Annotated in this window: 22 protein-coding genes; 9 read left to right on the forward strand and 13 right to left on the reverse strand. The window is 70.2% G+C overall.

Annotated features, from left to right (window positions below):
- Positions 1 to 141: 141 nt before the first annotated feature.
- From FVE89_RS08795 to FVE89_RS08805, 3 genes are all read left to right on the forward strand, one after another.
- Positions 142 to 1,749 carry a porin gene (locus tag FVE89_RS08795; protein ID WP_160533658.1) on the forward strand — a complete coding sequence of 536 codons (1,608 nt, stop codon included), beginning with the start codon at positions 142 to 144 and terminating at the stop codon, positions 1,747 to 1,749.
- 345 nt (positions 1,750 to 2,094) lie between these two features.
- Positions 2,095 to 3,477, forward strand: coding sequence for a 2-hydroxycarboxylate transporter family protein (locus tag FVE89_RS08800; protein ID WP_160533659.1), 1,383 nt, complete (start codon positions 2,095 to 2,097; stop codon positions 3,475 to 3,477).
- A 22-nt stretch (positions 3,478 to 3,499) separates the two neighbouring features.
- Positions 3,500 to 4,807, forward strand: coding sequence for an MFS transporter (locus FVE89_RS08805; RefSeq protein WP_160533660.1), 1,308 nt, complete (start codon positions 3,500 to 3,502; stop codon positions 4,805 to 4,807).
- Between the two features lie 132 nt (positions 4,808 to 4,939).
- On the opposite strand, the gene FVE89_RS08810 is transcribed toward FVE89_RS08805, so the two are convergent.
- Positions 4,940 to 5,593 (reverse strand): GntR family transcriptional regulator, encoded by a 654-nt coding sequence (locus tag FVE89_RS08810; protein WP_160533661.1) that lies wholly within the window; start codon positions 5,591 to 5,593, stop codon positions 4,940 to 4,942.
- Positions 5,594 to 5,710: 117 nt separating this feature from the next.
- Here FVE89_RS08810 and tcuA point away from each other — a divergent pair, with 117 nt between their 5' ends.
- From tcuA to FVE89_RS08825, 3 genes are all read left to right on the forward strand, one after another.
- A complete protein-coding gene (tcuA, locus tag FVE89_RS08815; protein WP_160533662.1) occupies positions 5,711 to 7,207 on the forward strand; it encodes an FAD-dependent tricarballylate dehydrogenase TcuA in 1,497 nt (498 codons plus the stop codon).
- A 402-nt stretch (positions 7,208 to 7,609) separates the two neighbouring features.
- Positions 7,610 to 10,774, forward strand: a complete 3,165-nt coding sequence (gene addB, locus FVE89_RS08820; RefSeq protein WP_160533663.1) for a double-strand break repair protein AddB — start codon at positions 7,610 to 7,612, stop codon at positions 10,772 to 10,774.
- A gap of 88 nt (positions 10,775 to 10,862) precedes the next feature.
- The gene (locus FVE89_RS08825; protein ID WP_160533664.1) at positions 10,863 to 11,354 is read left to right on the forward strand and encodes a VOC family protein; all 492 of its coding nucleotides are present in this window, start codon (positions 10,863 to 10,865) and stop codon (positions 11,352 to 11,354) included.
- Positions 11,355 to 11,550: 196 nt separating this feature from the next.
- On the opposite strand, the gene FVE89_RS08830 is transcribed toward FVE89_RS08825, so the two are convergent.
- From FVE89_RS08830 to FVE89_RS08845, 4 genes are all read right to left on the reverse strand, one after another.
- Entirely contained in the window at positions 11,551 to 12,780 is a 1,230-nt protein-coding gene (locus tag FVE89_RS08830; protein WP_160533665.1) for an acyl-CoA dehydrogenase, read from the reverse strand.
- Positions 12,781 to 12,891: 111 nt separating this feature from the next.
- Positions 12,892 to 13,821 carry an AEC family transporter gene (locus tag FVE89_RS08835; RefSeq protein WP_160533876.1) on the reverse strand — a complete coding sequence of 310 codons (930 nt, stop codon included), beginning with the start codon at positions 13,819 to 13,821 and terminating at the stop codon, positions 12,892 to 12,894.
- 132 nt (positions 13,822 to 13,953) lie between these two features.
- A complete protein-coding gene (locus tag FVE89_RS08840) occupies positions 13,954 to 14,433 on the reverse strand; it encodes a hypothetical protein (RefSeq protein WP_160533666.1) in 480 nt (159 codons plus the stop codon).
- A 91-nt stretch (positions 14,434 to 14,524) separates the two neighbouring features.
- Positions 14,525 to 15,727: an aminotransferase class V-fold PLP-dependent enzyme gene (locus FVE89_RS08845; protein ID WP_160533667.1), complete on the reverse strand. Its 1,203-nt coding sequence runs from the start codon at positions 15,725 to 15,727 to the stop codon at positions 14,525 to 14,527.
- An 80-nt stretch (positions 15,728 to 15,807) separates the two neighbouring features.
- Between FVE89_RS08845 and FVE89_RS08850 the strand changes: the two genes are divergently transcribed.
- A complete protein-coding gene (locus FVE89_RS08850) occupies positions 15,808 to 16,326 on the forward strand; it encodes a TspO/MBR family protein (RefSeq protein ID WP_160533668.1) in 519 nt (172 codons plus the stop codon).
- A gap of 19 nt (positions 16,327 to 16,345) precedes the next feature.
- Here the strand turns inward: FVE89_RS08850 and FVE89_RS08855 are convergent, their stop codons facing one another.
- The 5 genes from FVE89_RS08855 to FVE89_RS08875 all read right to left on the reverse strand — a co-directional run bounded on the left by FVE89_RS08855 (position 16,346) and on the right by FVE89_RS08875 (position 22,555).
- Positions 16,346 to 16,807 carry a coiled-coil domain-containing protein gene (locus FVE89_RS08855; RefSeq protein ID WP_160533669.1) on the reverse strand — a complete coding sequence of 154 codons (462 nt, stop codon included), beginning with the start codon at positions 16,805 to 16,807 and terminating at the stop codon, positions 16,346 to 16,348.
- 54 nt (positions 16,808 to 16,861) lie between these two features.
- Entirely contained in the window at positions 16,862 to 17,389 is a 528-nt protein-coding gene (locus FVE89_RS08860) for a phosphate-starvation-inducible PsiE family protein (protein WP_160533670.1), read from the reverse strand.
- A 173-nt stretch (positions 17,390 to 17,562) separates the two neighbouring features.
- Positions 17,563 to 18,120: a DUF4337 domain-containing protein gene (locus FVE89_RS08865; RefSeq protein ID WP_160533671.1), complete on the reverse strand. Its 558-nt coding sequence runs from the start codon at positions 18,118 to 18,120 to the stop codon at positions 17,563 to 17,565.
- A 73-nt stretch (positions 18,121 to 18,193) separates the two neighbouring features.
- Positions 18,194 to 21,331, reverse strand: coding sequence for an efflux RND transporter permease subunit (locus FVE89_RS08870; RefSeq protein WP_160533672.1), 3,138 nt, complete (start codon positions 21,329 to 21,331; stop codon positions 18,194 to 18,196).
- 9 nt (positions 21,332 to 21,340) lie between these two features.
- A complete protein-coding gene (locus FVE89_RS08875; RefSeq protein ID WP_160533673.1) occupies positions 21,341 to 22,555 on the reverse strand; it encodes an efflux RND transporter periplasmic adaptor subunit in 1,215 nt (404 codons plus the stop codon).
- Positions 22,556 to 22,799: 244 nt separating this feature from the next.
- On the opposite strand from FVE89_RS08875, the gene FVE89_RS08880 reads away from it, so the two are divergent.
- Positions 22,800 to 22,982: a hypothetical protein gene (locus FVE89_RS08880; protein WP_160533674.1), complete on the forward strand. Its 183-nt coding sequence runs from the start codon at positions 22,800 to 22,802 to the stop codon at positions 22,980 to 22,982.
- Positions 22,983 to 23,040: 58 nt separating this feature from the next.
- On the opposite strand, the gene FVE89_RS08885 is transcribed toward FVE89_RS08880, so the two are convergent.
- Genes FVE89_RS08885 through FVE89_RS08895 form a run of 3 tightly spaced genes read right to left on the reverse strand, consistent with a single transcriptional unit; the run spans position 23,041 to position 26,256 of the window.
- On the reverse strand, positions 23,041 to 24,084 hold the full coding sequence (locus FVE89_RS08885; RefSeq protein ID WP_160533675.1) for a glycosyltransferase: 1,044 nt from the start codon (positions 24,082 to 24,084) through the stop codon (positions 23,041 to 23,043).
- Positions 24,081 to 25,160, reverse strand: coding sequence for a glycosyltransferase (locus FVE89_RS08890; RefSeq protein WP_160533676.1), 1,080 nt, complete (start codon positions 25,158 to 25,160; stop codon positions 24,081 to 24,083). The genes FVE89_RS08885 and FVE89_RS08890 overlap by 4 nt, the downstream gene beginning before the upstream one ends.
- 1 nt (position 25,161) lies before the next feature.
- A complete protein-coding gene (locus FVE89_RS08895) occupies positions 25,162 to 26,256 on the reverse strand; it encodes a glycosyltransferase (RefSeq protein WP_160533677.1) in 1,095 nt (364 codons plus the stop codon).
- 198 nt (positions 26,257 to 26,454) lie between these two features.
- On the opposite strand from FVE89_RS08895, the gene FVE89_RS08900 reads away from it, so the two are divergent.
- Positions 26,455 to 26,799 carry an NfeD family protein gene (locus tag FVE89_RS08900; protein ID WP_342389666.1) on the forward strand — a complete coding sequence of 115 codons (345 nt, stop codon included), beginning with the start codon at positions 26,455 to 26,457 and terminating at the stop codon, positions 26,797 to 26,799.
- Positions 26,800 to 26,833: the final 34 nt, after the last annotated feature.

Genomic DNA, 26,833 nt, shown 5'->3' on the forward strand with positions numbered 1-26,833 from the left:
GCACAATGTCATGCGCAAGATGAGTCGGAGAAGTTTTATCTCTCCAAGACAAGCCCTGTGAAGAACGAAGCGATAAGGCGGTCGCAGGCAGGAAATGTCGGGAGTTTCGGCTTCACGATCCAAAGACAACTGGGGATTTTGATGACATTGCTGAAGCGTTTCCTGCTCGGGTCTGCGGCCGCGTTCGCGGCGTCGGGCGCCGCGCATGCCGCCGACCTGCCGGTCAAGAAGGCGGTGCCGATCGAGTACGTCCGCGTCTGCACCGCCTACGGTGCCGGTTTCTTCTACATCCCCGGCACAGACACCTGCCTGCGCATCTCGGGTCGCGCCCGGTTCGAGGGGGCGTACCAGACCTCGTCCAGCCGGCAGCCGGGCGCCAGCGGCGACACGTCGGGTTATCGCGGCCAGCTGCGCTTCAACCTCGATGCGCGCACGCAGACCGCCTATGGCACGCTCCGCGCCTTCGCGCGGCTCGATGCCGCCTCCCGGACCGGCGTGATCCACTCCGGGACCATGCTGCGCATCGGTCAAGCCTACGGCGCCACCGGTGTCGACGAGTCCGGGCGCGTCCAACAATACGTGAACGTCGATAAGGCGTTCATCCAGTTCGCCGGCCTGACGGCCGGTCGTGCGTCGTCGTTCTACGATTTCTACGCCCACGATTTCGAGTTTTACGGCGCCACCTCGGGATCCGACAATTCCTCCACCAACCTGCTCGCCTACACGGCGACCCTCGGGGACGGCCTGTCGGCGACGCTCTCGGTCGAAGACCCGGTCTACACCCGCTCGCCGGTGTTCGCGCCGCTCTCGGCGCCGCTGGCGAGCCCCGTCTTCGTGGGCTACGCCAACGGTCTGCCGTCGCGCTACGGCAACGTCGATCCGATCCAGCGCTCGCGGCTACCCGACTTCGTCTCCGCCCTGCGGGTCGATCAATCCTGGGGCTCCGCGCAGCTCTCCGCCGCCACGCACGAGATCAATGTCGGCAACCTGTCGACCGCGGCCGCGGCCGGCACGGGCGGCGTGCTCACCGGCATCCCGCACACCCGGTCGGTCCAGGGCTGGGCCGTCCAGGGTGGCGTGAAGATCAACCTGCCTTCCATCGCGGCCGGCGACACCCTCTATCTCCAGGGTGCCTACGCCAACGGTGCCCAGAGCTACACCGGCTACTGCATGATTGCGGGTTGCTACAGGCAATCGAACACGGGCTTCGACACGCAGAAGTTCGAGCAGTACTTCGCCGACGCGTCGATCAACCCGTTCACCGGCCAGCTCCAGACCTCGACCAGCTTCTCGGCGGTCGCGTCCTACCTGCACTATTGGTCGCCGGATTGGCGCTCGGCCGTGTTCGGCTCCTACGGCGAGCAGGATTTCTCGGCGGGCGCCCGCTTGGCCCAGGGGGCGCTATACGGTCTCGCGAGCGCGAACGGCGCGGGCGCGGCGTTCGGCAGCAACGCCGTCGGCGTACCCGGCACCCGTTTCTACCAGCTGAGCCAGGCCTTGCGCGATACCTATCAGGTCACGGCCGGCGCGAGCCTGATCTGGTCGCCGGTGGCCGATCTGGATATCGGCGTCGAGGCCTTCTACACGCAGGTGGGCGTCAAGAAGGGGCGGGTGATCGATTCCGACAAGAGCCCGACAGCCTACGCCTACGCCAACGTGGCGGCCATCAACAACGGCACGTTCGTGCCCCACACCGCGACCCGGGATTCGATGACGCACGTCCGCCTCCGCGTCCAGCGCGACTTCTGATTCCCCTGCGCCGGCCGGAAACCCGCGCCGGCACCAACCAATACACGCGGCTAGGCCCGGCCCTGCGCCGGGCCTTTCTGCGTCGCCCAACCCTCCCCCAGTAACGCCCGCGCGCCGCGAAGAAGGCGCCGGCGGCCCGGCCGCCCTCGGGGCGCACCTTTGATCCAGGCTTGCGGAACAGCGCGCGCGCTTTGTTCCCCGCTCCGCGTTGCCGCACCCGACCGGCACTGATACGCCGAATGTCACTTTATCTTTGCCGATCGCGGACTTCGACGGACCACGCTTGTCTGAGCATGGCAAAGTCCGGAGCGGCCCTCGAGCGGTGAGAGGTCCGGGGGGGACGCCATGACCAGCACCGCCACCACAAGCCCCACCCCATCCGCGGCCGAGAGCCGGGTGACGGAGGGCCGCCCCGCCCGGTTCTGGCCGGAGCGCTGGTGGCGCCTCGTCGACACCAAGATCGGCATCATCCCGCTGCCGGTCTACATCATCCTCGCGGCGCTGATCGTGATCCTGGTCCAGGAGGGCGAGATCAAGCCCGACGGGCCGACCATGATCGCTGTGCTGGTGATGGGCGGCTTCACCTGCGCGGAGATCGGCAAGCGGATCCCGATCCTCAGGAACATCGGCGCGGGCGCGATCTTCGCGACCTTCATCCCCTCGGCGCTGGTCTACTACGCGCTCGTCCCGCCGGCGATGGTCAAGGCGATCACCGACTTCACCAAGTTCACCAACTTCCTCTACATCTACATCGCCACGATCATCGTCGGCTCGATCCTCGGCATGGACCGCGAAGTCCTGATCAAGGGCTTCCTGAAGATCTTCGCGCCCCTGGCCACCGGCTCCCTGGCGGCCGCCCTGGTCGGGACGCTCGTCGGCACGCTGCTCGGCCTCGGCCCCTACAAGACCTTCTTCTTCATCGTCGTGCCGATCATGGCCGGCGGCGTCGGCGAGGGGGCGATCCCGCTCTCGATCGGCTACGCGGCGATCCTCGGCCAGCAACAGGGCGTGATCTTCGCCCAGGTCCTGCCGCCGGTGATGCTGGGTTCGCTCACCGCGATCGTCTTCGCCGGCACGCTCAATTCCGTGGGGAAGCGCTATCCTCACCTCACCGGCGAGGGCCGGCTCCAGCCGGATTCGGACGGCCTCAAGGCCAGCGACGCCCAGGCCAAGTCCGAGGCGGCGCGGGGCCAGATCGACCCCGCCACGATCGGCGCCGCGGGGCTCACCGCCATCACCCTCTACCTGCTCGGCGTCATGGCCCATCACCTCATCGGCCTGCCGGCGCCGGTGGCGATGCTGTTCCTGGCCGTCTTCGCCAAGCTCGCCAGCGCGGTCTCGCCCCATCTCCAGGCGGGCGGCTTCGTGGTCTACAAGTTCGTGCAGGTCTCCATGACCTATCCGCTGCTCTTCGCCATCGGCGTGGCGCTCACGCCCTGGAACGAGCTGATGGCCGCGTTCACGCTCGTGAACCTGATCACCATCGTGTCGACCGTTGCGACGCTGATGGTGACGGGCTTCTTCGTCGGCCGCTGGATCGGGATGTACCCGATCGAGACCGCCATCGTGAACGCCTGCCACAGCGGCCAGGGCGGCACCGGCGACGTGGCGATCCTCACCGCGGCGAACCGGATGGCGCTGATGCCCTTCGCGCAGATCGCGACCCGGATCGGCGGGGCGCTCACCGTGACCGGCACGATCATCGCCATGAAATGGATCGGGGTCTGAGGGGCCCAGGGAGCAGCGCGTCATGGTGGATGATCCGGGCGCCGTCGAGGCGACCCTCAAGTCCAGGATCGGTGCGATCCTCCGCTCGACGAGCGGCAACTTCCTGGAAATGTTCGACTTCTTCCTGTTCGGGTTCTACGCCACCTACATCGCGCGCGCGTTCTTCCCCTCGGGCAATGAGACCACCGAGCTCCTGCTCACCTTCGGTACGTTCTGGCTCGGGGCGCTGATGCGCCCGCTCGGGGCGATCGTGCTCGGCGCCTATATCGACCGGATCGGGCGCCGGCAGGGCCTGATCGTCACCCTGGCCATCATGGCGAGCGGCACGGTGCTCATCGCCTTCTGCCCGAGCTACAGCACGATCGGCGTCGCGGCGCCCCTGATCGTGCTGGCCGGCCGCCTGCTCCAGGGTTTTTCCGCGGGCGTCGAGATCGGCGGCGTCTCGATCTACCTGTTCGAGATCGCGACCCCGCAGCGGCGCGGCTTCTACACGTCGTTCCAGTCGGCGAGCCAGCAGGTGGCCATCCTGTTCGCCGCGCTGATCGGCTACGGGCTGAACGCCCTCCTGACCAAGCAGCAGATCGGCGATTTCGGCTGGCGGATCCCGTTCTTCATCGGCTGCCTGATCGTGCCGTTCATCTTCTTCATCCGGCGCTCGCTGCAGGAGACGCAGGCCTTCGCCAAGCGCACCCATCACCCCGGCACCCGGGAGATCCTGGCGACCGTCGCGGCCAACTGGCGGATCGTGCTGCTCGGCATGATGCTGACCACGATGACGACGGTGACCTTCTACATGATCACCGTCTACACCCCGACCTTCGGCAAGACCGTCCTCAAGCTCACCGAGACCGACAGCCTGATCGTGACGCTGTGCGTCGCCATCACCAACTTCGTCTGGCTGCCCGTGGGCGGGGCGCTCTCCGACGCGATCGGCCGCAAGCCGGTGCTGCTGACGATCTCGACCCTGTCGCTGCTGACCACCTATCCGGCCCTGCACTGGCTCGTGGCCGACCCGACCTTCGGCAAGATGCTCGCCGTGGAACTGTGGTTCTCGTTCTTCTTCGGGGTCTATAACGGCGCGATGGTGGTCTCGCTCTCCGAGGTGGTGCCGGCCCATGTCCGGGCGAGCGGGTTCTCGCTGGCCTACAGCCTCGCCACGGCTCTGTTCGGCACCGCGACCCCGATGGTCTCGACCTTCCTGATCGAGAAGACCGACGACCGGGCCGCGCCGAGCTACTGGCTCATGGCGGCCGCCGCCTGCGGCATCGTGGCGACGCTCGCGCTGTTCCGGGGACGCCCGCAGGTGGAGCGCGTCCCCGCCCACGCCTGAACGGCTGTTTGCGGGATCGGGGTTTCCAAAGGGCGTGCCCTTTGGTGGGTTGTCAGGGCAAAGCCCTGACTGATCCCAGGGCTCCGCCCTGGACCCGCGAAAGGTCTCGACCTTTCGAAACCACGACCGGGCTCAGCTCTCCTGCCAGATCCGGATCCGGGCCTTGAAGGCGGCTCGAATATGCGCCCGGGCCGCGGCCTCGGCGGCGTCGCCGTCATGGGCGCGGATCGCCGCCACGATGGCGGCGTGCTCGGCGAGGGACTCCGCGGCGCGGTCGGGGGCCGACAGGGTGGTGGCGCCCGGCAGCAGCACCAGCGACAGGCGCATCGTCTCCAGCGTGCCCTGCAGGAAGCGGTTGCGCGCCGCCCCGTGGATCTGCCGGTGGAACAGGCGGTTGGTCCGCGCGAGCGCCGGCGCGTCGCCCAGCAGTCCCTGGTCCCGGGCCAGCATCTCCTCCAGGATCTCGGTCTCGACCGCGCTGGCATGCACGGCCGCGAGGCGGGCCGCCGTCCCTTCCAGCACCTCGCGCATGTCGTAGAGTTCGCTGACCTGCCCGTAATCGAGCTGCGCCACGCTGGCGCCCCGGTGCGGCTCGTGGGCGACGAGGCCCTGCGCCTCAAGCCGGCCCAAAGCCTCGCGCACCGGCGTGCGGCTGATCTGGAACCGCTCCGCGAGTTCGGCCTCGCGCAGCCGGCTGCCGGGCGCGAGTTCGCCCTCCTCGATCGCCCGCAGCAGGCGCTCGTAGGCGCCGACGCCGCTGGAGCGCTCCGACTCGCTCGCCTTCATCCCGGGATCTCCTCGCCGCGGCCATAGCCCGAAACGCGGCTGCCCGGAACGCTTGCGACCAATTGCATGCAGACGTATACAATACTGCCATCGGGGATGAGCGGTGAGGAGACGGCGATGCAGCGGGCAGGCGATGCGCAGTGGGACGTGCTGGTGGTCGGCTCGGGCAATGCCGCCATGAGCGCCGGCCTCGCCGCCCTCGAGCGTGGCGCCTCGGTACTGATGATCGAGAAGGCCGAGCAGGACTTGGCGGGCGGCAACACCGCCTACACGGCCGGCGCCATGCGCTTCGTCTACGAGGGCATCGACGACCTGATGCCGCTTCTGGCCGATCCGGAGGATCCGCGCCTGCCCCGCACCGATTTCGGCGCCTACACGGCGCAAAAATTCGAGCAGGATCTCCTCGGCTTCAACGACGGCCGGCCGCTCTCGCGCGAGCAGCGCATCCTGATCGATGAGAGCGGCGCGGCCCTGCGCTGGCTCGGCACGCAGGGGGTGAAGTTCGAGCCGATCTATTCCCGCCAATCCTTCGAGAAGGACGGGCGCTTCGTGTTCTGGGGCGGCCTGACGCTCGCCACCCACGATGAGGGGTTCGGCCTCGCGCGGGCGGAACTCGAAGCCTTCACCAGGGCCGGCGGTGAGATCCGGTACGGCTGCCCGGCCAAGGGGCTGATCGTCGAGGACGGGCGCGTCGTCGGCGTGGAGACGCCGCAGGGAGCTTTCCGCGCCAGAGCCGTGGTGCTCGCCTGCGGCGGCTTCGAATCGAACGCCGACCTGCGGACGCGCTTCATCGGCGCGGGCTGGGACAGGGCGCGGGTCCGCGGCACGCCGCACAACCAGGGCGACGGGCTTCAGATGGCGCTGAACCTCGGCGCGAAGGCGCACGGCTTCTACGGCGGCTGCCACGCCACGCCGATGGACCTGTTCACGCCCGATTACGGCAACCTCGAACTGCCGCACGGCGAGCGCAAGCACTACCGCAAGATCTGCTATTTCTTGGGACTCATGCTCAACGCGAACGGTGAGCGGTTCGTCGACGAGGGCAAGGACTTTCGCAATTACACCTACGCCCAGTTCGGCCGCGCCATCATGGAGCAGCCCGGCCACGTGGCGTGGCAGATCTTCGACGCGAAGGTCGATCACCTGCTCTACAGCGAGTACCGGTTCCACGACGCCCACTTCGTCGAGGCCGACACGCTGGACGGGCTCCTCGACAAGCTCGACGGCATCGACCGCGACGGCGCGAAGCGGACCATCGCGGCGTTCAATGCGGCGGTGGACGCGGCGGTCCCGTTCGACCCGACCGTGAAGGACGGGCGCGGCACGAAGGGGCTGCCGCTGCCGAAATCCAATTGGGCGCAGACGATCGAAACCGGACCGTTCAAGGCCTATCCGGTCACCGGCGGCATCACCTTCACCTACGGCGGTGTGGAAGTCGGTGACGATGGCGGCGTGAAGCGGGAGGACGGTAGCGCCATTCCGGGCCTCTACGCCTGCGGCGAGATGGTGGGCGGCGTGTTCTTCAACGGCTATCCGGGCGGCTCGGGGCTGACCTCGGGCGTCGTGTTCGGCCGGCGGGCGGGATACGGCGCCGCTGCCGGGGCGCGGCGCTGACCGGAGAGCAGGACATTGACCGGAGGGCGACGCTCCCTCCTCCCCACAAGGGCTACGGGCGACACAAGTTTGAAGCACGCGGCTGATGACGAAGCGCGACGTGCCCCTTCTCCCGTGCGGGAGAGGGTTGGGGTGAGGGGGGAGAACTCTCAGGATCGAGCGCGCCCGCGCCGCGCGTGCGGGGTGCGCCTTTTCCGGATGCCGCACGTCCCTCACCCTGTCCCTCTCCCGCACGGGAGAGGGGACCTGCGCCTCACCAAGCAGCCGGGCGAGCCGGCCGAAACCTCAAACCTGCGTCGCCAGTAGCCACAAGGAAGAGGGCATACGGCCCCGTGGTTTTACCGGCCGCAGCGGCCCATCGCCCCCTGTCCGCAGCCTCACCACAAGCGTAGAATCCCGGGCATGCCCGCCCGACAGGCCGTCTTCACCATCACCCGTGGCGTCTCGTTCCTGCCGACGCTGGCCGAGGCGCTGCTCTCCGGCCGGCTCGTCGGGCCGGTGGCGGACGACCCGCTGGCGCTCGCCGCCGTCACCCTCTACCTGCCGACCCGCCGCGCCGCCCGGGCGCTGTCCGCCATCCTGGCCGAGAGGCTCGGTCGGGACGCGCCCGGACAGGCCACGCTCCTGCCCCGGATGATCCCCCTCGGCGAGGCTGACGAGGCGGAGCTCGACCTCGCCGCCGAGCCGCTGCTCGAAGAGAACGCCGATCCCTTGAGCGCCCCGATGCCGCCGCTGGAGCGCCGGCTGATCCTCGCCCGCCTCGTCCAGGCCTGGGCCAGGACCGTGGACCGCACCCTGCTGCCGCTCGATGCGGAAGTGCCGTTCCTCGTCCCGTCGTCTCCGGCCGATGCCGTAGGCCTCGCGGGCGACCTCGAACGGCTGATGGACGCGCTCACCGTCGAGGGCCTGCCCTGGTCCGAGATCGGCGCCGCCGTGGAGGCCGAGTATTCCCGCTATTTCGGCCTGACCCTCGACTTCGTGAAGATCGCCGCCGAGAACTGGCCGAAGCTGCTCGCCGAACGCGGGCTCGCCGATCCCGTCGCCCGCGCCCGCGGCCTCATCCTGGCAGAAGAGCGGCGCCTGTCGCGCGGCGTCACGCAGGATCCGGTGATCGTCGCCGGTTCGCTCGGCTCGGTCCCCGCCACCGCCCGGCTGATCGCCGCCGTCGCCAAGCTGCCCCGGGGCGCCGTCGTCCTGCCGGGGCTCGACCTCGACCTCGACGCCGCCGGCTGGGACGGCATCGACACCGGCGAGGGGTTTTCACGGGTCATCGCCCACGGCCATCCGCAGGCGGTGCTGCACCGTCTTCTCGGACCCGAAAACCTCAACTTCGCCCGCGCGGAGATCGTCGCCCTCGGCGAGCCCGAGCCCGGACAGGCGGCCCGGGCCGCCCTGCTGTCGCAGGCGCTGCGGCCGGCCGACACCACCGACGCCTGGGCGGCGCTCGACCCGGCCGAGCGCGACGCCACCGCCCGCCTCGGCCTCGACGGGCTGGCCTTGGTCGAGGCCGCGGACGAGCGGGAGGAGGCGCTGATCGCCGCCGTGGCGCTCCGCGAGACCCTTGAGACGCCCGGCGCCACCGCGGCCCTGGTCACGCCGGACCGGGGCCTCGCCGGCCGGGTGGCGGTGGAATTGCTGCGCTGGGGTATCGTGGCGGAGGATTCGGCGGGGCTCGCGCTGGCCGGAAGCCCGGCGGGCCGCCTCGCCCGGCTGGCCGCCGAACTCGCCGCCGACCTCGCCCGCAACCAAGCGGATGCGATCCCGGCCCGCCTGATCGCGCTGCTCTCGCATCCGATGGTTCAACTCGGCCTGCCGCGCGCCGATGTGGTGCGGGGCGCGGCGGCCCTGGAGATCGGCCTGCTGCGCGGCCCGGTCCCGGCCCCGGGTTTTTCGGGGTTGCGCGCAGCCCTCGCGGCGGAGCGTGCCGGGCCGCCGGAGCACCGGCCCCGGGCCAAGCGCCGCCTCAAGGACATCGACTGGGACCTCGCCGCGGATCTCCTGGACCGGCTGGATCTCGTTTTCCAGGATTTCCCAGGGCCGGACGGGGCGGGCGAGTGCGACCTCGTCACCACGGCGGCCCGCCACCGGCAGGCCTGCGACCGGCTGGTCGCCGGACCGGAGGACGCCCCCGAGGCGGAGACGGACGGCTCCCTGTCCTGTCTCGACGCCCTGTTCGACGATCTTGAGATGGCCGAGCCCGGCCTGATGCCGGGGCGGTTCGACGATTACGCGACCTTCTTCACGTCGCTCGCCCGCGAGCGCATGGTCGGCTGCTCGGGCGAGGCGCCGCATCCGCGGCTGCGCATCCTCGGCCTGCTGGAGGCGCGCCTGCTCTCGGTGGATCGGGTGGTGCTCGGCGGTCTCGACGAGGGCGTCTGGCCGGTGCGCACCCTGACCGACGCGTTCCTCAACCGGCCGATGCGCGAGCGGGTCGGCCTCAACCCGCCCGAGCGGCGGATCGGCCAGATGGCGCATGATTTCGTGCAGGCTTTGGGCTGCCGGGACGCGGTGATCACCCGGGCGCTGAAGCGCGAGGGCGCGCCGACCGTGCCGTCGCGGCTGATCCAGCGTCTGCGCGCGCTCGCCGGCGACGCGACCTGGGACGCGGTGCTGGAGGCGGGCCGCCGTCTCGCCGGCTTCGCCGCGCGGCTCGATGCCGCCCCGCCGGAGCCACGGCTGAAGCGGCCCGCGCCGAAGCCGGACCCGGCCCTGTTCCCGCGCTCGCTCAGCGTCACCGAGATCGAGACGCTGGTGCGCGATCCCTACAGCATCTTCGCCCGCCACGTGCTCGGGCTCGATCCCCTGGACCCGCTGGCGGCGGCGCCGGGCGTCGCCACCCGCGGTTCCCTGGTCCACGAGGTCTTCGCCGAATTCGCCCGACGCTTTCCACGGGATTTGCCGCGGGATGCCGCGGAGCGACTGTTCAACCTCGCGGTGAACGCCTTCGGGGAGATCGAGGCGGAGTATCCGAACCTCTACGCCGAGTGGTGGCCGCGCTATCAGCGTATGGCCGCCGCCTATCTCGATTGGGAGGCGCAACGCCGGCCCGGCCTCGCCCAGGTCCATCCGGAGGTCCCGGGGCGCTGGGTGATCCCGATGGGCCGGGAGAGCTTCACGCTGCGCGCCCGGGCCGACCGGATCGAGCTGCGCCCGGACGGCACCGCCTGCATCGTCGATTACAAGACCGGCGCGCCGCCCTCCGGAAAGCAGATCTTTTCCGGGTTCTCACCGCAGCTGACCCTGGAGGCGGCGATGCTGATGCATGGCGCCTTCACCGATCTGCCGAAGGTCAAGGCGACGCCCGACCTGCTCTACATCCACGCCTCGGGCGGCCGGAAGCCGTTCCTGCCGGTGCCGGTGAAGCCGCCCCGGGGCGAGGCGCGGGACGTCGCCGCGATCGTCGCCGAGCACGCCGAGCGGCTGCGGGGTCTGGTCGCCCGGTTCATGACCGGGGAGGCGGCCTACACGGCGCGGCCCTACCCGCAATTCGCCAGCCAATACGGGTCCTACGACCACCTCGCCCGGGTGCGGGAATGGTCGCTCGCCGGGGAGGAGGGCGGAGAGTGATCCGACGCGCCGGCGAATCGCGGCAGGATCGCGTAGGGCCGGCGGTGGACCGATCGAGGTCCTCGAGCGGCACCTTCGGAGTGGTTCGATGTCCGACGTGAAGCCCCTGACCGATCCCGCGGCCCGGGCGCGATCCCCCGGCTCGGGCGGTGCACCGCAGGGCGGGATCGGGGCGCTCGTCCCGGAACTCTACGTGACGGATCTCGACGCGAGCCTGCGCTTCTGGTGCGGATTGCTCGGCTTCGCGATCGCCTACGATCGCCCGGCCGCGCGCTTCGCCTTCCTGACGCGCGGCGCCGCGCAGATCATGCTGTGCCAACGCAACGGCAGCTGGGAAACCGCCGCGCTGGACTACCCGTTCGGCCGGGGCATGAATCTGCAGACGATGATCGAGGCGCTGGCCCCGGTCCTCGCTGCGCTCGAAGCGGCGGGCTGGCCGCTGTTCGCGGCGCCGAGCGAGGCTTGGTACCGGGTCGGCGATGCGGAACACGGCCAGCGGGAATGCCTCGTGCAGGATCCCGACGGCTACCTCGTGCGCCTCGCGGAAGATCTGGGAATTCGCGCTCCGGCAGAGGGTTGAGGCGTCCGCGCCCGCAGCCGGCCGGCACCGCCTCTCTCCCTCCCCCGCACAGGGGGGAGGGAGACGCGCGGAGCTGGCTCGTCTCCTCTCCAAGAGAGAAGTGTGAAGATCGTAGCCGCAAGGGGGAGGAGAGCGCGACTGGGCCGGCGATGCGGGGATGAGCGTACCCGCAACGAAAGAACGCCCCGTCACCCCCTCAAAAAAACGCCTGCAACCCCGTCTGCGCCCGGCCGAGGATCAGCGCGTGGACGTCGTGCGTGCCCTCGTAGGTGTTGACCGTCTCGAGGTTCTGGGCGTGGCGCATCACGTGGTACTCGCCCATGATGCCGTTGCCGCCATGCATGTCCCGGGCGGTGCGGGCGATGTCGAGGGCCTTGCCGCAATTGTTGCGCTTGACGAGACTGATCATCTCGGGCGCCATCTTGCCCTCGTCCATCAGCCGCCCGACCCGGAGCGAGGCCTGGAGACCGAGCGCGATCTCGGTCTGCATGTCGGCGAGCTTCTTCTGCACCAGCTGCGTCTGTGCCAGGGGCCGGCCGAACTGCTTGCGTTCCAGCGTGTAGTTGCGCGCCCGGTGCCAGCAATCCTCGGCGGCGCCCATCGCGCCCCAGGAGATGCCGTAGCGCGCCCGGTTGAGGCAGCCGAACGGTCCCTTCAGCCCGGAGACGTTCGGCAGCAGCGCGTCCTCGCCGACCTCGACGCCCTCCATGACGATCTCGCCGGTGGTGGAGGCGCGCAAGCTGAGCTTGCCCTTCAGCGTCGGGGCCGAGAGGCCCTTCATGCCCTTCTCGAGGACGAAGCCGCGGATCGCACCCTCATGCGCGTCGGACTTCGCCCAGACCACGAACACGTCCGCGAAGGGCGCGTTCGAGATCCACATCTTGGCGCCCGAGATCCGGTATCCGCCGTCGATCTTCTCCGCCCTGGTCTTCATGCCGGCCGGATCCGAGCCGGCATCGGGCTCGGTGAGGCCGAAGCAGCCGATCCATTCCCCCGAGGCGAGCTTCGGCAGGAATTTTTGGCGCTGCTCCTCCGAGCCGTAGGCGTGGATCGGGTACATCACGAGGGAGGATTGCACGCTCATCATCGAGCGGTAGCCGGAATCCACCGCCTCGACCGCCCGCGCCACCAGCCCGTAGGCCACGTAGGAGGCGCCGGCGCAGCCGTATTCCTCCGGCAGGGTGACCCCCAGAAGGCCGAGCTCGCCCATCTTCCGGAACAGGCCCGGATCGGTCTTCTCGGTGGCGTAGGCCTCGACGATGCCGGGCAGGAGCTGCTCCTGCGCGAAGCTGTGGGCGACGTCGCGGATCGCCCGCTCGTCCTCGGTGAGCTGGTCCTCCAGCAGGAAGGGATCGTCCCAGACGAAGCGCGGCGAGGCCGGGGCCGAGGGGGACGCGCTGCCCGGGGGGCGCATCGGAGCGTTCATGGGATCCTCGCCTGCAGAAGTTGCGCAGGGCCTCAAGGGCTCGCGCTTGGCGCTACATTAGACCCGCGCCGGCCGTCCTCCAACGCGCGCGGTGACGCCGGGACGCGACCGTCACGCCCGCCCGAGAAGCGTCAGCCAGGCCACGGTCGTAAGCGGCGCCAGCATGGTGGATACCAGCACGGAGGCCGCCACCATCCCGGTCTCGGTCCGGTAGCGGACCGCAAGCAGGTAGGCGTTGATCCCCACCGGCATGGCGGCGAACAGGGTCGCGACCCCGGCATAGGCCGGCGGCATCGCGAAGACGTGGAAGGCCAGGATCCAGACCGCCAGCGGGTGCAGGAGGTTCTTCAGGAGCGCGATCACCAGCGCGCCCTTCAGGTCGAACAGCACCCGGTAGCGCTTCAGCCCGGCGCCGAGTGCCACCAGCGCACAGGTCGAGGCGGTGCCTGCGAAGGCGTCGATCAGCGACCGGACGATGCCGGCCGGCGCGAGGCCGAGGCCCTTCATGGCCATGCCGATCAGAAGGGCCACGAAGATCGGGTTCTTCAGGAGCACCAGGGCAAGGCCCCGGATCCGCGCCAGGATCGGCAGGCCGGCATCCGACTCGATCAGGAAGGTCGCGCTGCCCATCATCATCGGCAGGTGGACGGCGAGCAGCATGAACAGCGGGAAGGCGCCCTCCTCGCCATAGGCCTGGAGGATCATCGGCACGCCGACGAACACGGTGTTCGACTGGCTGGCCGCGAAGCCGTGGAGGATCGCGCCCCGCCGCTCGATGCCGGCCCGCCGCCGGGCGATCAGCGTGCCGACGAACCACGAAATCCCGGCGCCCCCAAAATACGAGACCCAGTAGGACCACGCCACGGTGCCGCTCATCCCGGGCTTCGTCAGCGTGGCGATGATCAGCGCCGGCACCGCGACCGCGAAGACGTATTCCGACAGACCGTCGCTCACCTTGTCGGAGAGCAGCCCCGCGAGCGCCGCCGCCCAGCCGATCAGGACGATCCCGAAGATCGGGGCGATAATGGCGAGGGCGTTCACGGATCCGGGCGGTGCGCTCAAGGGACGGGATCTCGGCCCATAACACGCAGCCGATGAAGCAAGCGTCGGCGAAACGGGCATGGGTCCCCGGCTCCTGCCGCCGACGCCCGGATCGCGGACCTGATCGCGGACCTACTTGCCGTCCAGCACCCGGATCGGATTCGTGCGCTGGCTCGCCGGGGGTTCCTTGGTCAGGTTGGCGCCGCCTTCCTGCTGTGCCTTCACGTCCCGCGGCGAACCCGGGCCGCCGACGGCCCGGCCGCCTTCGTTGCTCTGGGTCGGGACCGTGCCGGAGGCGAGTTCGAGGCAGGTCACCATCTCCACATAGGAGGGGTAGCCGCCCGCCTTGAACTGGTTCTGGCACTGCCGCTTGGCCGCCGGGGTGTAGCTGCCCCAGTGCCGCTCGGCCTCCTTCCTGGCCTCCCGCTCCGAACGGAGACAGCCGTCGTAATTGGCCTTGTCGCTGATCGACGTGTTGGCGACCTGCGCGGACTGGCAGGTCCGTTCCACGTCGAGGTCCGGCACCGCGTCGGCGCGGGCGGTGCAGGGCGCGAGCGCCAGAATGAGGAGGGCGAGGGAACCGGGCATCATCGCTCGGAAACGGGTCGTCATGACGTCGAACTCGCGGTCTGGGGCGTCTAGCGCCGGAGGATATGCCGGCACAACGCGCCAGAAGCCCGTTGGGCACCAGCGCCGTTGCCGCTCAGCCCGCATGCGAATCGCGCAGGGCCTGGTCGAGGTCGGCGAAAAGGTCCTCCGTGTCCTCGATGCCCGTGGACAGGCGGAGCAGATCGGGCGGGCAGGGGCTGCCCGGACCCTCCACCGAGGCCCGGTGCTCGATCAGGCTCTCGACGCCGCCGAGCGAGGTCGCGCGCTTCCACAGGCGCACCCGGGCCGCCGTCGCGATGGCGCCGGCTTCGCCACCCGCGACCCGGATCGACAGCATGAAGCCGAACCCGTCCCGCATCTGCCGTCGGGCGACCGCGTGGCCGGGATCCCCCGGCAGGCCCGGATAGAGGACGCGGGTCACGTGCGGATGCTTGCTCAGTCGCTCGGCAAGCCGCAGGGCGCCCGCCGATTGTGCCGCCGCCCGCAGGTGCAGGGTGCGCAGCGAGCGCATCAGCAGGTAGGCCTCGAACGGCCCGAGGATGCCGCCGTTGCCGGACCGGATCCCGCGGATCCGCGCCCAGAACGCGTCGTCCCGCGCCCCCGCCAGCACGCCCGCCACCACGTCGGAATGGCCGTTGAGGATCTTGGTGGCCGAATGCATCACGATGTCGGCGCCGCGTTCGAGCGGGCGCGTGTGCACCGGCGAGGCGGCGGTGGAATCGACCGCCAGCCGCGCCCCGGCCGCGTGGGCGATCTCCGCCGCGGCCGCGATGTCGGTGACCGTCCAGAGCGGGTTGCCGGGGGTCTCGATCCAGACGAGCCTGGTCTTGCCGGGCTGGACGGCGCCGCGCAGGGCCTCCAGGTCGTCCGTGTCCACGAAGGTCAGGCTCAGGCCGCGCCGGGGCGCCTCCTCGCGCAGCCAGCGTTTCAGCGCCCAGTACATGACGGTGCCGGCGACCACGTGATCGCCCGGTTCGAGGGCGCCGAACACCGCGGTCGCGGCCGCCATGCCGGATCCGAACAGGAGGGCGCCGGCCCCCGCACCCTCCAGCATCGCCAGGACCGATTCGGCCTCCCGCACCGTGGCGTTGTCGGGCCGCGCGTAGCAGTAGCCCGAGCTGTAGCCGTTATCGGGATCGCGGATGAAGGTCGTGGAGACGTGGAGCGGCATCACCACCGCCCGGGTCTCGGGCTCGACCCGGCCCATCGCCTGCGCGGCGAGGCTTGTCCGCGCGAAAGCCGGCGTTCCGTCGGGCTGTGTATCCGTCGGCCCCTGCGGCGCGTTAGGCTGTGTCATCTGGCGATTCCCGGCGGATGGATGAGCGGCGCGTGCCACGGGCCACCGCCCCCGGCAACCCGCCCTCGGAGACGGATGTCATGACGGCCGCCACACAGGTCCCCGAAGGTTCCGCCCTGCCGCGCTGGTTGCGGCTCGCCGCCGCGATCCTGCCGGTGGCGGCCACCGCGGCGGTCGGCTCGATCGCGACCCAGGCCGAGATCCCGGGCTGGTACGCCAGCCTGAACAAGCCGGCCTTCAACCCGCCGAACTGGGTCTTTCCGGTGGCCTGGACGCTCCTCTACACGATGATCGCGCTCGCGCTCTGGCGGTTGCTCGGCGCGATGCCGCGCACCGGGCCGAGCCGGGAAGGCTGGTGGCTGGCGCTGGCCGCCTTCCTGGTCCAGATCGCGCTCAACGCTGCCTGGACGCCGGTCTTCTTCACCGCCCACGCGATCGGCGCCGGGCTGATCGTGGTGGCGATGCTGCTGGTGATGGTGCTCTGGACGATCCGGCTGTCCTGGCGGTTCGACCGGATCGCGGCGTGGCTGCTGGTGCCCTACGCCGCCTGGGTGGCCTTCGCGACGCTGCTCAACGCCGCGATCCTGCGGATGAATTGAACGGCGCGAGCGGGTCGGCTCAGTGCAGACCCTTGGTCAGTGCCACGATGGCGCCGACCACGACGATGGTCTGGAAGCCGATCGCCGAGAGCACCCATTTGAGGATCTCGTAGCGCGTGTCGGCGATCTCGGTTCTGAGCTCGGATCTGACCAGGGCGATCCCCGCAGTGAGATCGGACCTGACGAGGGCAATCTCGGCAGTGAGATCAGACCTGACGAGGGCGATTTCAGCAGTGAGATCGGACCTGACGTGGGCAATTTCAGCAGCGAGATCGGACCTGACGAGGGCGATCTCTGCCTTCAGGTCGGATCGGATCAGAGCGGCTTCAGCTCTCAGATCGGATTTCGTCGCGAGGGTCGTCAGATCGCTTTCGCGCGCATCGCGCAGCACGCCGGTGACAGCGTCGGCCTGAACATCGGAGAACCCGGCCGCCTGCAGCTTCCGTGCGATCGCCAGAGTGTCGAGCGAGGCGAGGCTCATGGAATCGACGATAGCACAGGCGGCTTTGCTTGGCAGGTACTTGCCGCTGAGTCCTCAAGGCCCGCTGGCCGCCGATTCATCCCCCGCCGGCTTCCCGTCGGCCCGGGCACGATGGAGCAGGAAGATCGCGAACACCATCGTGATGATCAGGACCGCCAGCACGGCGAGCTCGATCATCGACGCCTGGAAAAGCGCCTGCTTCTCGGGCGACCAGTCCTTGGCGTGCATGATCTCCGAGGATTGCAGGGTGATCACCAGAACCCGCCGGATCGAGGCGATCAGTCCGACGATCAGGAACGGTTCGCAGGTCAGCGTGCCCGATCGCATCGAGACCCGCACGGTGTGCAGGATCTCGATCAGCATCAGCAGGAACAGCAGCCGGTCGACCACGTCCAGGATCTGGTCCGCGCTCCCGAGCGCTCGGAACGCCTGCCAGGTGAGCCCGGCGGCGTCGACCAGCGCGACGAGTGCGGTCAGCGCCAGGAGAAGCCCGAGCGCCGCGTAGATCGCGTGCTCGGTGTGCAGGAAGATCGCGCTGGCGATCTGCGTCAGGCGACCCTGATTCTCGGTCCCGTTCGACATCATATCCCTTGGAAGTTTGCCGAGACGATTAAGCCTCTGCGCCGCACGCCTCGTCCGGCGCGATGAGGTCCTCAGGGCCGCGCTCGATCGCGTTGCCATCGAGCGCGGCTCTAAGTCTTTGTTGGAACGCGTTCTCCTGCGCCGAACCGGCGTCCGCTTCGGCGCAGAGCGCTCTAGTGGAAGAACGGCAGCGCGTGCGGCGCGAGATAGCCGAAGCCGAGGAGCGCCGCCCCGGCGAGCCCCAGGAAGCCGCCGGCGAAGACCAGCAGTGCGATCCCGGTGATCACCTCGGCGGAGGCCAGCACGATCCCGATCTGGAACGCCGCCGAGGCCAGCTCGTAATGGTGGTAGCGCAGCAGCGCGAGGTCGCGCCGGCCCTCCGAGGTGCGGGCCTTCTCGGAGAGTTCCTTGCGGCCCTCACCGGTCGCCGGCTCCGAATCCCAGCGGGCCAGGGTCTTGGCCCATTCGGCGCGCTTGGCCGCGATCGCGTCCTGGTTCGGTCCCGGCGGCACGAGCGCCAGCGCCTCGTCGGCGGTCTTGAGCACGGTCGAGCGGATCGTGCGGGCCTGGAAGTAGGCCCATTGGTTGGCGGCCTCGACATTGGCGCCGATCGACTCCGTCTGCGACGCCTTGCCCAGGGTCTCGCTGAAGGCGAGGAACAGAGCCAGGACCGAGATCAGCAGCGCCACGCGCTTGTTCGAACCCTCGACCGCCCCGTGACCACTCGACATCCCGATCCATACTCCCGCTCGATTCGCCGGCGGGAGTCACAGCGCATCGCGGCGCGTTGCGCAATGCAGATCACTATTCCGCTGCTATGCGCGGCGGTGGCAGGTGCCCGTCATTGGCCGGATGCGCCGGGTCGGATGCATGCGCGTCCTCCGGGTCGTCCCGCTCGCCCACGAAGCGCCCGAACAGCCGCTTCATCAGGTGGGACAGGTCGTCCATCAGCACGAAGATCGCCGGTACGAAGACCAGCGACAGCACGGTGGAGACGAGCAGGCCGCCGATCACCGCCACCGCCATGGGCGAGCGGAACTCGCCGCCGATCCCGTAGGCGAGCGCCGAGGGCACCATGCCGGCCGCCATGGCGATGGTGGTCATCACGATCGGCCGGGCGCGCTTCCGGCCGGCATCGACGATGGCGACGTTCCGATCGACCCCGGCCCGGATCTGCTCGACGGCGAAGTCGACCAGCATGATGGCGTTCTTGGTGACCACGCCCATCAGCATCAGGATGCCGATCACCACCGGCATCGAGATCGGCATGTGGCAGATCAGGAGCGCCAGGATCGCGCCGCCGATGGAGAGCGGCAGCGAGAACAGGATGGTCAGCGGCTGGAGGAAGTTGCCGAACAGCAGGATCAGCACGCCGAACACCATCATCAGGCCGGCGCCCATGGCGAGGGCAAAACCCTCGAACACCTCGCCCATCACCTCGGCGTCGCCGGTCTGGCTGATCGTCACTCCGGGCGGCAGGTTCCTGGCGGTCGGCAGGTTCATGACCTGGCTGATCAGCTCGGCCAGGGCATCCGAGCCCTGCATGTCGCCTTCGAGCGCCACGCGTACCGCGCGGTCGTAGCGGTCGATGCCGGTCGGTCCCTGGCCGAGGCTGATATCGGCGACGGTGGCGAGCGGCACCGCGGCCCCGCCCTTCACCGGCACCTTCAGGGTCTCGAACTCGGAGAGCCGGCCGCGCAAGCTCTCGGGGAGCTGCACGCGGATCGGGATCTGCCGGTCGGTGGCGTTGAACTTGGCGAGGTTCATGCCGATGTCGCCGATCGTCCCGACCCGCACGGTCTCGGCGATCGTGTCGGTGGAGACTCCGAGATCGGCCGCGACCGCGGGCTTCGGCCGGATCCGGACCTCGGTCCGGTCCAGCGGCACCGTCGACATGACGTTGACGAGGTGCGGGATCTGCTGCGCCTCGCGCTGGAGCTTGGCGGCGACATCGGCGACGACCGCCTTGTCGGGGCCGGCGATGATCAGCGCGAGATCGCGCTGACCGTTCTCGCGCAAAGCCCAGAAACGGAGATCCGGCTCCTCGCGCAGGATCGCGGCGACCTCGGCATCGACCTGTTTCTGGGTGCGATGGCGGGTGTTCTTCGGCGTGAGGTTGATGGTCAGGCTCGCGAGCCGGACCTCCTTCTTGCCGGGCAATTGCCGGCCGCCATCCACGAACACGCTCTTCACTTCGGGCAGCGCCCGGATCTTCGCCTCGATCCGGTCGCTCACCTGGACGGTGTCCTGGAGCCGGGCGCCCGGCGGCAGTTCCAGGACGAACAGCGTGCGCGCCTGATCCTCCGCCGGCAGGAAGCCCGCCGGCAGCAGGCCCGTGGAGGCGATGGAGGCGGCAAAGCACGCGATGCCGAGGACCAGCGTGATGAACTTGTGCCGCACCGACCACGCCACGAGGCGGGTGTAGCCGCGCATCACGAACCCGTCGCGCGTGTGGTCCGGCCCGTGGTCGCGCAAAAAGTAGGCGGCGAGGAGCGGCGTGATCAGCCGCGCCACCAGCAGCGACATGAACACCGCGGCCGCAATCGTCAGGCCGAACTGCTTGAAATACTGGCCGGCGATGCCGCCCATGAACGATACGGGCGAGAAGATCGCCATGATGGTCGCCGTGATGGCGATGACCGCAAGCCCGATCTCGTCAGCGGCCTCCAGGGCAGCGCGGTAGGGCGATTTCCCCATCCGCATGTGGCGGACGATGTTCTCTATCTCCACGATCGCGTCATCGACGAGGATGCCGGTGACCAGCGTGATTGCCAGCAGGCTGACCGCGTTGAGCGAGAAGCCCAGCGCGCTCATCACCCAGAAGGTCGGCAGCACCGAGAGCGGCAGCGCCACCGCGGCGATCAGCGTCGCCCGCCAGTCGCGCAGGAACAGCAGCACGACGACCACCGCCAGGGCGGCGCCCTCGATCAGGCCCATCATGGCCGAGTGGTAATTGCCGATCGTGTTGTCGACGCTGGTGTCGATCAGGTCGAAGCGCACGTCGGGATTGGCGGCATGGAGCGCCGCGATCTTCTTGGCGACGCCCATCGCGACGTCAGCGTCGCTCGCGCCGTTGGCCCGGGAGATCGCGAAGGCCACCACCGGCTCGCCGTTGAAGCGCGCGAAGGTGCGGGGCTCCTCGGCGGTGTCCGAGAGGGTCGCGAGCTCGTCGAGCCGGACCTTGCGGTTGCCCGGCACGACGATCGAGGTCTTGGCCAACGTCTCCAGGCTCGCCGAGGCGGCGAGCGCGCGGATCGACTGCTCCTGGCCGCCGATTTCCGCCCGGCCGCCGGCCATGTCGGCCGAGGTCAGGCGCAATTGCCGGTTCACGTCCGCCGCGGTGATGCCCAGCGCCAGCAGCCGGTCGGGCTTCAGGGTGACGCGGATCTCGCGGGCGACGCCGCCCAGACGCTCGACGCCGCCGACGCCCTTCACGCTCTGAAGGCCCCGGGCCACCACGTCGTCCACGAACCACGACAGGTCCTCGGGCGTCATGGCGGGCGCGGAGGCGCCGTAGACCATGATGGGCAGGCCGGCGATCTCGACGCGCGAGACGATCGGCTCGTCGATCGTGCGCGGCAGGTTCTGGCGGATCTTGGCGATGGCGTCCTTGACGTCGTTGGTCGCCCGATCCTGGTTCACCTCCAGCCGGAACTCGATCGTGGTGGTGGAGATGCCCTCCGTGATCGTCGAGAGGATGTGCTTGACGCCCTTCACGCCGGCGATCGAATCCTCGACCCATTTGGTGACCTGGGTCTGCAACTCGGCCGGCGCGGCGCCGGACTGGGTGATCGTCACCGAGACGATCGGGATGTCGATGTTGGGGAACCGGGTGATCGGCAGCGAGCGGAAGCTCACCAGCCCCAGGATCATCAGGACGAGGAACAACACCACCGAGGGCAGCGGCTTGCGGATCGCCCAGGCGGAGACGTTGAGGCGCATGGTTCGGTCCTACCGCGGGGCCGCGTCGGCGATCGGCGTGCTGGCCTTGACGGGCACGGGACGCACCCGGTCGCCGTCGCGCAGGAAGCTGCCCGCGCGGGCCACGACGCTCTCGCCGGCCGCGACGCCCGAGCGGAGCTCGGTGAAGCCGTCTGCCGACAGGCCCGTGGCGACAATCCGCGCCTCGACCCGGCCGTCCTTGACCACCAGCACGCTGGCGCGCCCGTCCGCCGCGTAGAGCAGGCTGGAGACCGGAACCGCGACGCCGGTGCGGCGGGCCACCTCGACGTTGCCGCGGGCGAAGGCACCGATGCGCAGGGCCGGGTCGTCGCCCAGCCGGATGCGGACCTTGCCGAGCCGGGTCGCCCGGTCGACCTCGGGATAGACCCGGCGGACCGTACCCAGGATATGCCGGCCGTCGTCGAGATCGAGACTCGCCGGGTTGCCGACCTGGATGCGTGCGAGCGAGGTCTCGGGCACCTCGCCCTCCAGTTCGATCTCGCCCCGGGCGATCAGCCGGAACAGGGGCTCCCCGACCGCGGTGGCGGTGGCGCCGATCCGGGCGGTGCGGCGGTTGACGATCCCGGCTTCGGGCGCGCGGATGTCGGTGCGCGCGCGCCGCAGGGCGATCTCGGCCCCGGCGGCCCGGGCGGTGGCGAGGTCGGCCTGGGCCGATTGCAGCCCACCCTTCGCGGCGGCGAGGCGGCCTTCCGCCCCCTGCGCCGCTGAGACGCGCTGCTCCAGCACGGCCGCCGTGGCGTTGCCGGTCTTGGCGAGCGCCTGGGCGCGCTCCAGCGCCTGCTTGGCCTCGACGTTGGCGGCCTCCGCCTGGACGATCTGGCTCTGCGCCTGGACGATCGCCGCCTGGGCCCGCGCGATCGCCGCCGCGTTCGAGGCCTCCTGCGTGGCGATCATCTCCTGCGACAGCCGGGCGAGCACCTGACCCTTGGTGACGCGGTCGCCCTCCTCGACCAGCAACTCGGTGATGCGCAGCCCCTCGACCTCGGGGGAGACCAGGATCTCGTCCCGGGGCACGAGGGTGCCGGTGACGACGGCCCGCTCGACGATCTCACGGCTCTCGGCCGGGACTACGGTCACGGCGGGCGCGATGGCGGCGGCATCGGGGACGGCGGCGCTCTCGACGGCCGAGGCTGGCGCCGTGGCAAGAACCGCGAGCCCGCACAGGAGGCCGAGGCGGGACGCGCGCCAACGGAGGGATTTCACGACGGGGCCTCGCAGTCGGCGCTCGATTGATTACGCCGGTTCCTCGTCGAGTAGGTCGGCGATTTCATGGCGCAGGGTCCTCAATGAGGCCCAGTATAACGCCTGCGATCGAGGACGTCGCCGGACCGCGCGCCGCATGTCGCGCGCTGAAGAAAGGCGCCGCTTTTCCGGTCTTTGTCCTGCAACCCATCGCGAACCGCGGCGTTATCGCGGCAATGGTCTTCTCACGACCGGAGAAGGTTCGATGAGCATCTTTCAGATCAAGCAGAAGAAGAGCGGTGCCGTGCTCTGGACCGGCGCGGCCGATGACGAGCAGACGGCGCTCGATGCCATGGCGCGCGAGGCCGGCTACCGGGATTTCTCCGCGATTCCGGACGCGATCCGGGCCGACGGGATCGAGGCGGCCAAGCTCGACCTGATCTCGTAAGCTCTGCGCGGCGTCGCGCCGCGTCGGATAGGCGTCTGCCGACGAGGCGGGCGTCTTTTTATTGAGGCTTGAAGGAGGCCGCGAGCGCGTCAATCGCCGCCGCGCAGTCGGCCACCGCGTTGGGTTTGTGCAGTCCGCCGATCACCGCCGGATCGAGGGCGAGGCCCGCCCGGATCAGGCCCGGCCATGCGGAAGCTTCGGGCCAACCCGCGTGCACGATGGCGGCGCCGAGCCGGGCCAGGGCGGCGGCCTTCTCGGTCTGCTCGCCATAAGCCCGTTCCTCCGGCAGACAGAGAAAGCGCTTGGCCTGCGCCGCCGCTAGCGCCACCACCCCATCGCCGCCGCCCCCGACCAGCAGGGCGGCCCGCGCGACATGCGCGGCCACATCGGGGACCCAGCCGTGCAGGTGCAGGTTGTCCGGGATCGCGCCCGAGCCTGAGACCGGCCCCAGCACGTGCCAGGACCGGTCGGGCACGGACCGGGCCGCTGCGGCCAGCGCAGAAACGTCGCCGCCCGCGCCGCCCTGGCCAAACACCACCACGATGTCGCGGCTCGCCTCGGTGGCGGCCCGGGCCGGGTGGCCGAGAAAACCCGCGTAGAACGTTTTGGCCTGAATCCACTGGGGCACGCCCGCGCCATCCAAAACTTCGGGAAACGGTGCGAGAAGGCGGCTCGCGCTCCGAAACGCTTCGCAATGCGGCGGGTCGGTGCGGGTGCCGGCGAGCCGCACCACCAGCGTCGGGACCGAGAGCAGGCGCGCGAACAGCGCCACCTCTACCGAAACGTCGACCACGAGGAGCGCCGGATCGGTCCGCGCCACCCATTCGGCGATGCGCGCCATCCGGGACCGCACGCCGGGATGGTTCAGGGGCGCGTAGTGCAGCGCCTCCGGCCGCTCGGCCGCCCCGTCCCGGCCGTCGAAAGCCGCGTCGCCGAGCGGGCGGTCGTCGGGCAGGTCGAGGATGTCGAGGCCGGTGGTGTCGAAACCGGCGAGTGTGCCGATGATCGTGCAGGGCCGGGGCAGGGCGGCCGCCACCGCCCGGGCCCGCTGGAGATGGCCGGCGCCCTGGTGGTGGACGTACCAGCCGATGCCGCGGGTCACGCCGCGTCCCGCAGCGACAGGGCCAGGGCGTCGAGGTCGGCGAGCGCCTGGTCGAGGGGGCATTCCCGGGCGGGCGGGCTGCGCGATTCGAGAATCCGGTCGGCCCGCTCGACGAAGGCGATGTCGTTGGGGCAGGGGCCGAGAACCGCGAGGTCGTCGGTCCCGAGGCCGAGCCGCGCGCAGGCGGTGACGTGGGCCGGGGGCGGGAGGTGGAAGGCCCGGCGCAAAGCCGCCCGGCGCAGGATCAGCGCCTGCCAATGGGCGGCCTCCGGCAGCAGATAGGCCTCGCCTTCGAGCACGCGGGCGCGGCGGGCCATCTCGGTCGCCATCCCGCCCGAGACCCGGCCCTGGTGGCGGGCGGAGACCATCACGCGCACATCCGGGCAATGGCGCAGGCGGGCGCCGTGAGCGCGCAGCAGACCGACAAGAGCATTGTCCTCGCCGCAGGGCAGCGGCGGCAGACCGCCGACCGCGCGGTAGAGCGAGACCGGGACGGCGAGGCTCGCGCCGGTATGGTCGCCGTGGCGCGGGGCCGGGTCATAGGGTGGGGGGTCGATCAGATCCTCCAGGCGTCGGACTCCGGCCCAGTAAAGCTCGATCCGGGCATGGAGATCCGCCAGTCCCGGGTCCGCGTCGCCATCGTCGTCGATGACGAGGCGGCCGCCGACGACATCCGCGTGCTCAAGGGCCCGCAGGTTCGCGGCGATCCAGTCGGCCGGCAGGCGGGCATCCGCGTCTGTGGTGAGCAGAACCCCGTCCGGAACGCCGTCCTCCGCGAGCCAATCCGCGCCCGCCTGAAGCGCCATACGCCGTGCGGTGCCGACATGGGCCTCCGCACCGGACAGGGTCGCCTCGATCAGCCGGATGTCGAGCGCCGGCCAGGCGCCCACGGCCTGCCCGGCCCGGACCGCCGCCGCCGTCCCGTCCGTGCAGTTGTTGGCCAGCACGACGACGCGCACCGGTGTCGGGACCCCGGTCTGCCCGTCGAGCGATGCGAGCAGGAGCGGCAGCCGCTCCGCCTCGTTCCGTGCCGGGATGCAGACGACGCCGCGCGCGAGATCGGGCCGGCCGCTCATCTCAGCCGCGCCCGCCCGCGACCCGCAGGGCCGGCCGGGCCCGCTCGGCGCAGCGCGCCATGACGGCCTCGTAGGCTTCGAGATAGCGCGCGGTCATCGCGGAGGCGTCGTAGAGCGCCTCGGCCCGGTCGCGGCAGGCGCGTCGGGACAGGCCAGCGGCCTCCCGGATCGCCACGGAGAGATCCTGCGCGTCGTCGGGATCGGCGAGCCGGCCGCATTGCGCGTCGAGGATGTCGGGCATGGCGCCGCGACGGAAGGCGGCCACCGGCGTGCCGCAGGCCAGCGCCTCCGCGACCACGAGGCCGAACGGCTCCTCCCAGCGCGGCGACACGATCGCCACCCGAGCCCGGCCGAGATGGTGGGCGAGATCCCGGTGTGAGAGATGGCCGAGATGCGTGAGGTCCGGCCCGAGCCGCGGCGCGATCTCGGCCGCCCAATAGGCCGGGTTGAGCTTCGGCCCGGCGAAGACCAGCGGCAGGCCGGCCGCCCGCGCGGCGTCGATGGCGAGGTGCAGCCCCTTTTCGGGCACGATCCGGCCCGACCAGAAGGCGTAGGGTACCGCGTCGGCCGCCGCGTTGAAGGCGAAATTCGAGAGGTCGACGCCGTTATCGACCACCTGCGCGTCGGGCACGAGCGTGGCCCATTCCTGCGCGAGGGAGGGTGAGACCGCCAGGAAGGCCATGTCGGGATCGGCCTTCACGATGCCGCGCACCAGCGCCTCGAAGGGCGGCGTGTGCAGCACCGTGACCCATGGCAGGCCCAGCCGGGCGCTCTCCTGGAGGGGCAGGGCGTGCAGGGCGTTGTTGTGCACGAGGTCGAAGCCGCCGGCCGCGACCATGTCCATCATCCGCCGGTAGGCGTCGTGCTCGGCCCGGTCGATCGCCGCCTCGCGCTCGGGATCCATCAGGGCATCCCCCGTGGGATCGCACAGCATCACCGGATCGAGCGCCGGGTCCGAACCGCGGCTGGCGAACAGCGTCACATCATGCCCGTGCCGCTTCAGCGCGACGGTGAGCAGGTGCGTGTGCATCTCCAGACCGCCGGCATAGGGCTGGCCGATCGGGTATTTGAGATGTGCGAGGACAGCAATCTTCACGCGCGCACCAACTCTCGTAGGGTAGGGATATTCGCCGAGCGCAGCAAATCGGAAGGACTTAATTCCGTACTGCGGCGGCGGTTATCATGTCGCAGGTCTCTTCACCAAGCGTTGCGTCGACGGGCCGGAGCGACGACGAGCGCGACGCTGTCAGACTTCCTAGGCGCGGCGGCCTGAACCAAAGATGATCAAGCCGGTGTGAGACTGGTTCATCCGCACCATCCGGCGGTCGCGGACGTGGGCACCGGCCACCTGGCGGCGGCGCTCCCAGTGCCGTGGCGGGGGCAGACGCTGCCGTTCGCGGGGCTCGCCGTCGTGCTGGTCACGGCTGCGACCCGGCTCGACCGGCGCGCCGCCGGGCGGGGTGCGCCGGACCTGAACCGGCCCGATCGCGGGCTGATCGGGCGCGCGGGGATGTTGGGCGAGCCGATCGTGCAGGCCGCCGGGCGCATCCGGTTCGACGACACGCTGTGGCGGGTCGAGGGGCCGGACTTGCCGGCCGGGGCGCGGGTGCGCGTACCGGGATCAGCGGAACGGTACTGATGGTGGAGGCGGCCGGGGGCGTCCGGCGCGCCGA

The sequence above is a fragment of the Methylobacterium sp. 2A genome, from assembly GCF_009806555.1.
In the GTDB taxonomy this organism is placed as follows: domain Bacteria; phylum Pseudomonadota; class Alphaproteobacteria; order Rhizobiales; family Beijerinckiaceae; genus Methylobacterium.

What these genes read in the sequence shown, in the direction of transcription:
- FVE89_RS08795 (WP_160533658.1), top strand. Translation starts at nt 142, where the DNA reads ATGACATTGCTGAAGCGTTTCCTGCTCGGGTCTGCGGCCGCGTTCGCG.
- FVE89_RS08800 (WP_160533659.1), top strand. Translation starts at nt 2,095, where the DNA reads ATGACCAGCACCGCCACCACAAGCCCCACCCCATCCGCGGCCGAGAGC.
- FVE89_RS08805 (WP_160533660.1), top strand. Translation starts at nt 3,500, where the DNA reads ATGGTGGATGATCCGGGCGCCGTCGAGGCGACCCTCAAGTCCAGGATC.
- FVE89_RS08810 (WP_160533661.1), bottom strand. Translation starts at nt 5,593, where the DNA reads ATGAAGGCGAGCGAGTCGGAGCGCTCCAGCGGCGTCGGCGCCTACGAG.
- tcuA (WP_160533662.1), top strand. Translation starts at nt 5,711, where the DNA reads ATGCAGCGGGCAGGCGATGCGCAGTGGGACGTGCTGGTGGTCGGCTCG.
- addB (WP_160533663.1), top strand. Translation starts at nt 7,610, where the DNA reads ATGCCCGCCCGACAGGCCGTCTTCACCATCACCCGTGGCGTCTCGTTC.
- FVE89_RS08825 (WP_160533664.1), top strand. Translation starts at nt 10,863, where the DNA reads ATGTCCGACGTGAAGCCCCTGACCGATCCCGCGGCCCGGGCGCGATCC.
- FVE89_RS08830 (WP_160533665.1), bottom strand. Translation starts at nt 12,780, where the DNA reads ATGAACGCTCCGATGCGCCCCCCGGGCAGCGCGTCCCCCTCGGCCCCG.
- FVE89_RS08840 (WP_160533666.1), bottom strand. Translation starts at nt 14,433, where the DNA reads ATGACGACCCGTTTCCGAGCGATGATGCCCGGTTCCCTCGCCCTCCTC.
- FVE89_RS08845 (WP_160533667.1), bottom strand. Translation starts at nt 15,727, where the DNA reads ATGACACAGCCTAACGCGCCGCAGGGGCCGACGGATACACAGCCCGAC.
- FVE89_RS08850 (WP_160533668.1), top strand. Translation starts at nt 15,808, where the DNA reads ATGACGGCCGCCACACAGGTCCCCGAAGGTTCCGCCCTGCCGCGCTGG.
- FVE89_RS08855 (WP_160533669.1), bottom strand. Translation starts at nt 16,807, where the DNA reads ATGAGCCTCGCCTCGCTCGACACTCTGGCGATCGCACGGAAGCTGCAG.
- FVE89_RS08860 (WP_160533670.1), bottom strand. Translation starts at nt 17,389, where the DNA reads ATGTCGAACGGGACCGAGAATCAGGGTCGCCTGACGCAGATCGCCAGC.
- FVE89_RS08865 (WP_160533671.1), bottom strand. Translation starts at nt 18,120, where the DNA reads ATGTCGAGTGGTCACGGGGCGGTCGAGGGTTCGAACAAGCGCGTGGCG.
- FVE89_RS08870 (WP_160533672.1), bottom strand. Translation starts at nt 21,331, where the DNA reads ATGCGCCTCAACGTCTCCGCCTGGGCGATCCGCAAGCCGCTGCCCTCG.
- FVE89_RS08880 (WP_160533674.1), top strand. Translation starts at nt 22,800, where the DNA reads ATGAGCATCTTTCAGATCAAGCAGAAGAAGAGCGGTGCCGTGCTCTGG.
- FVE89_RS08890 (WP_160533676.1), bottom strand. Translation starts at nt 25,160, where the DNA reads ATGAGCGGCCGGCCCGATCTCGCGCGCGGCGTCGTCTGCATCCCGGCA.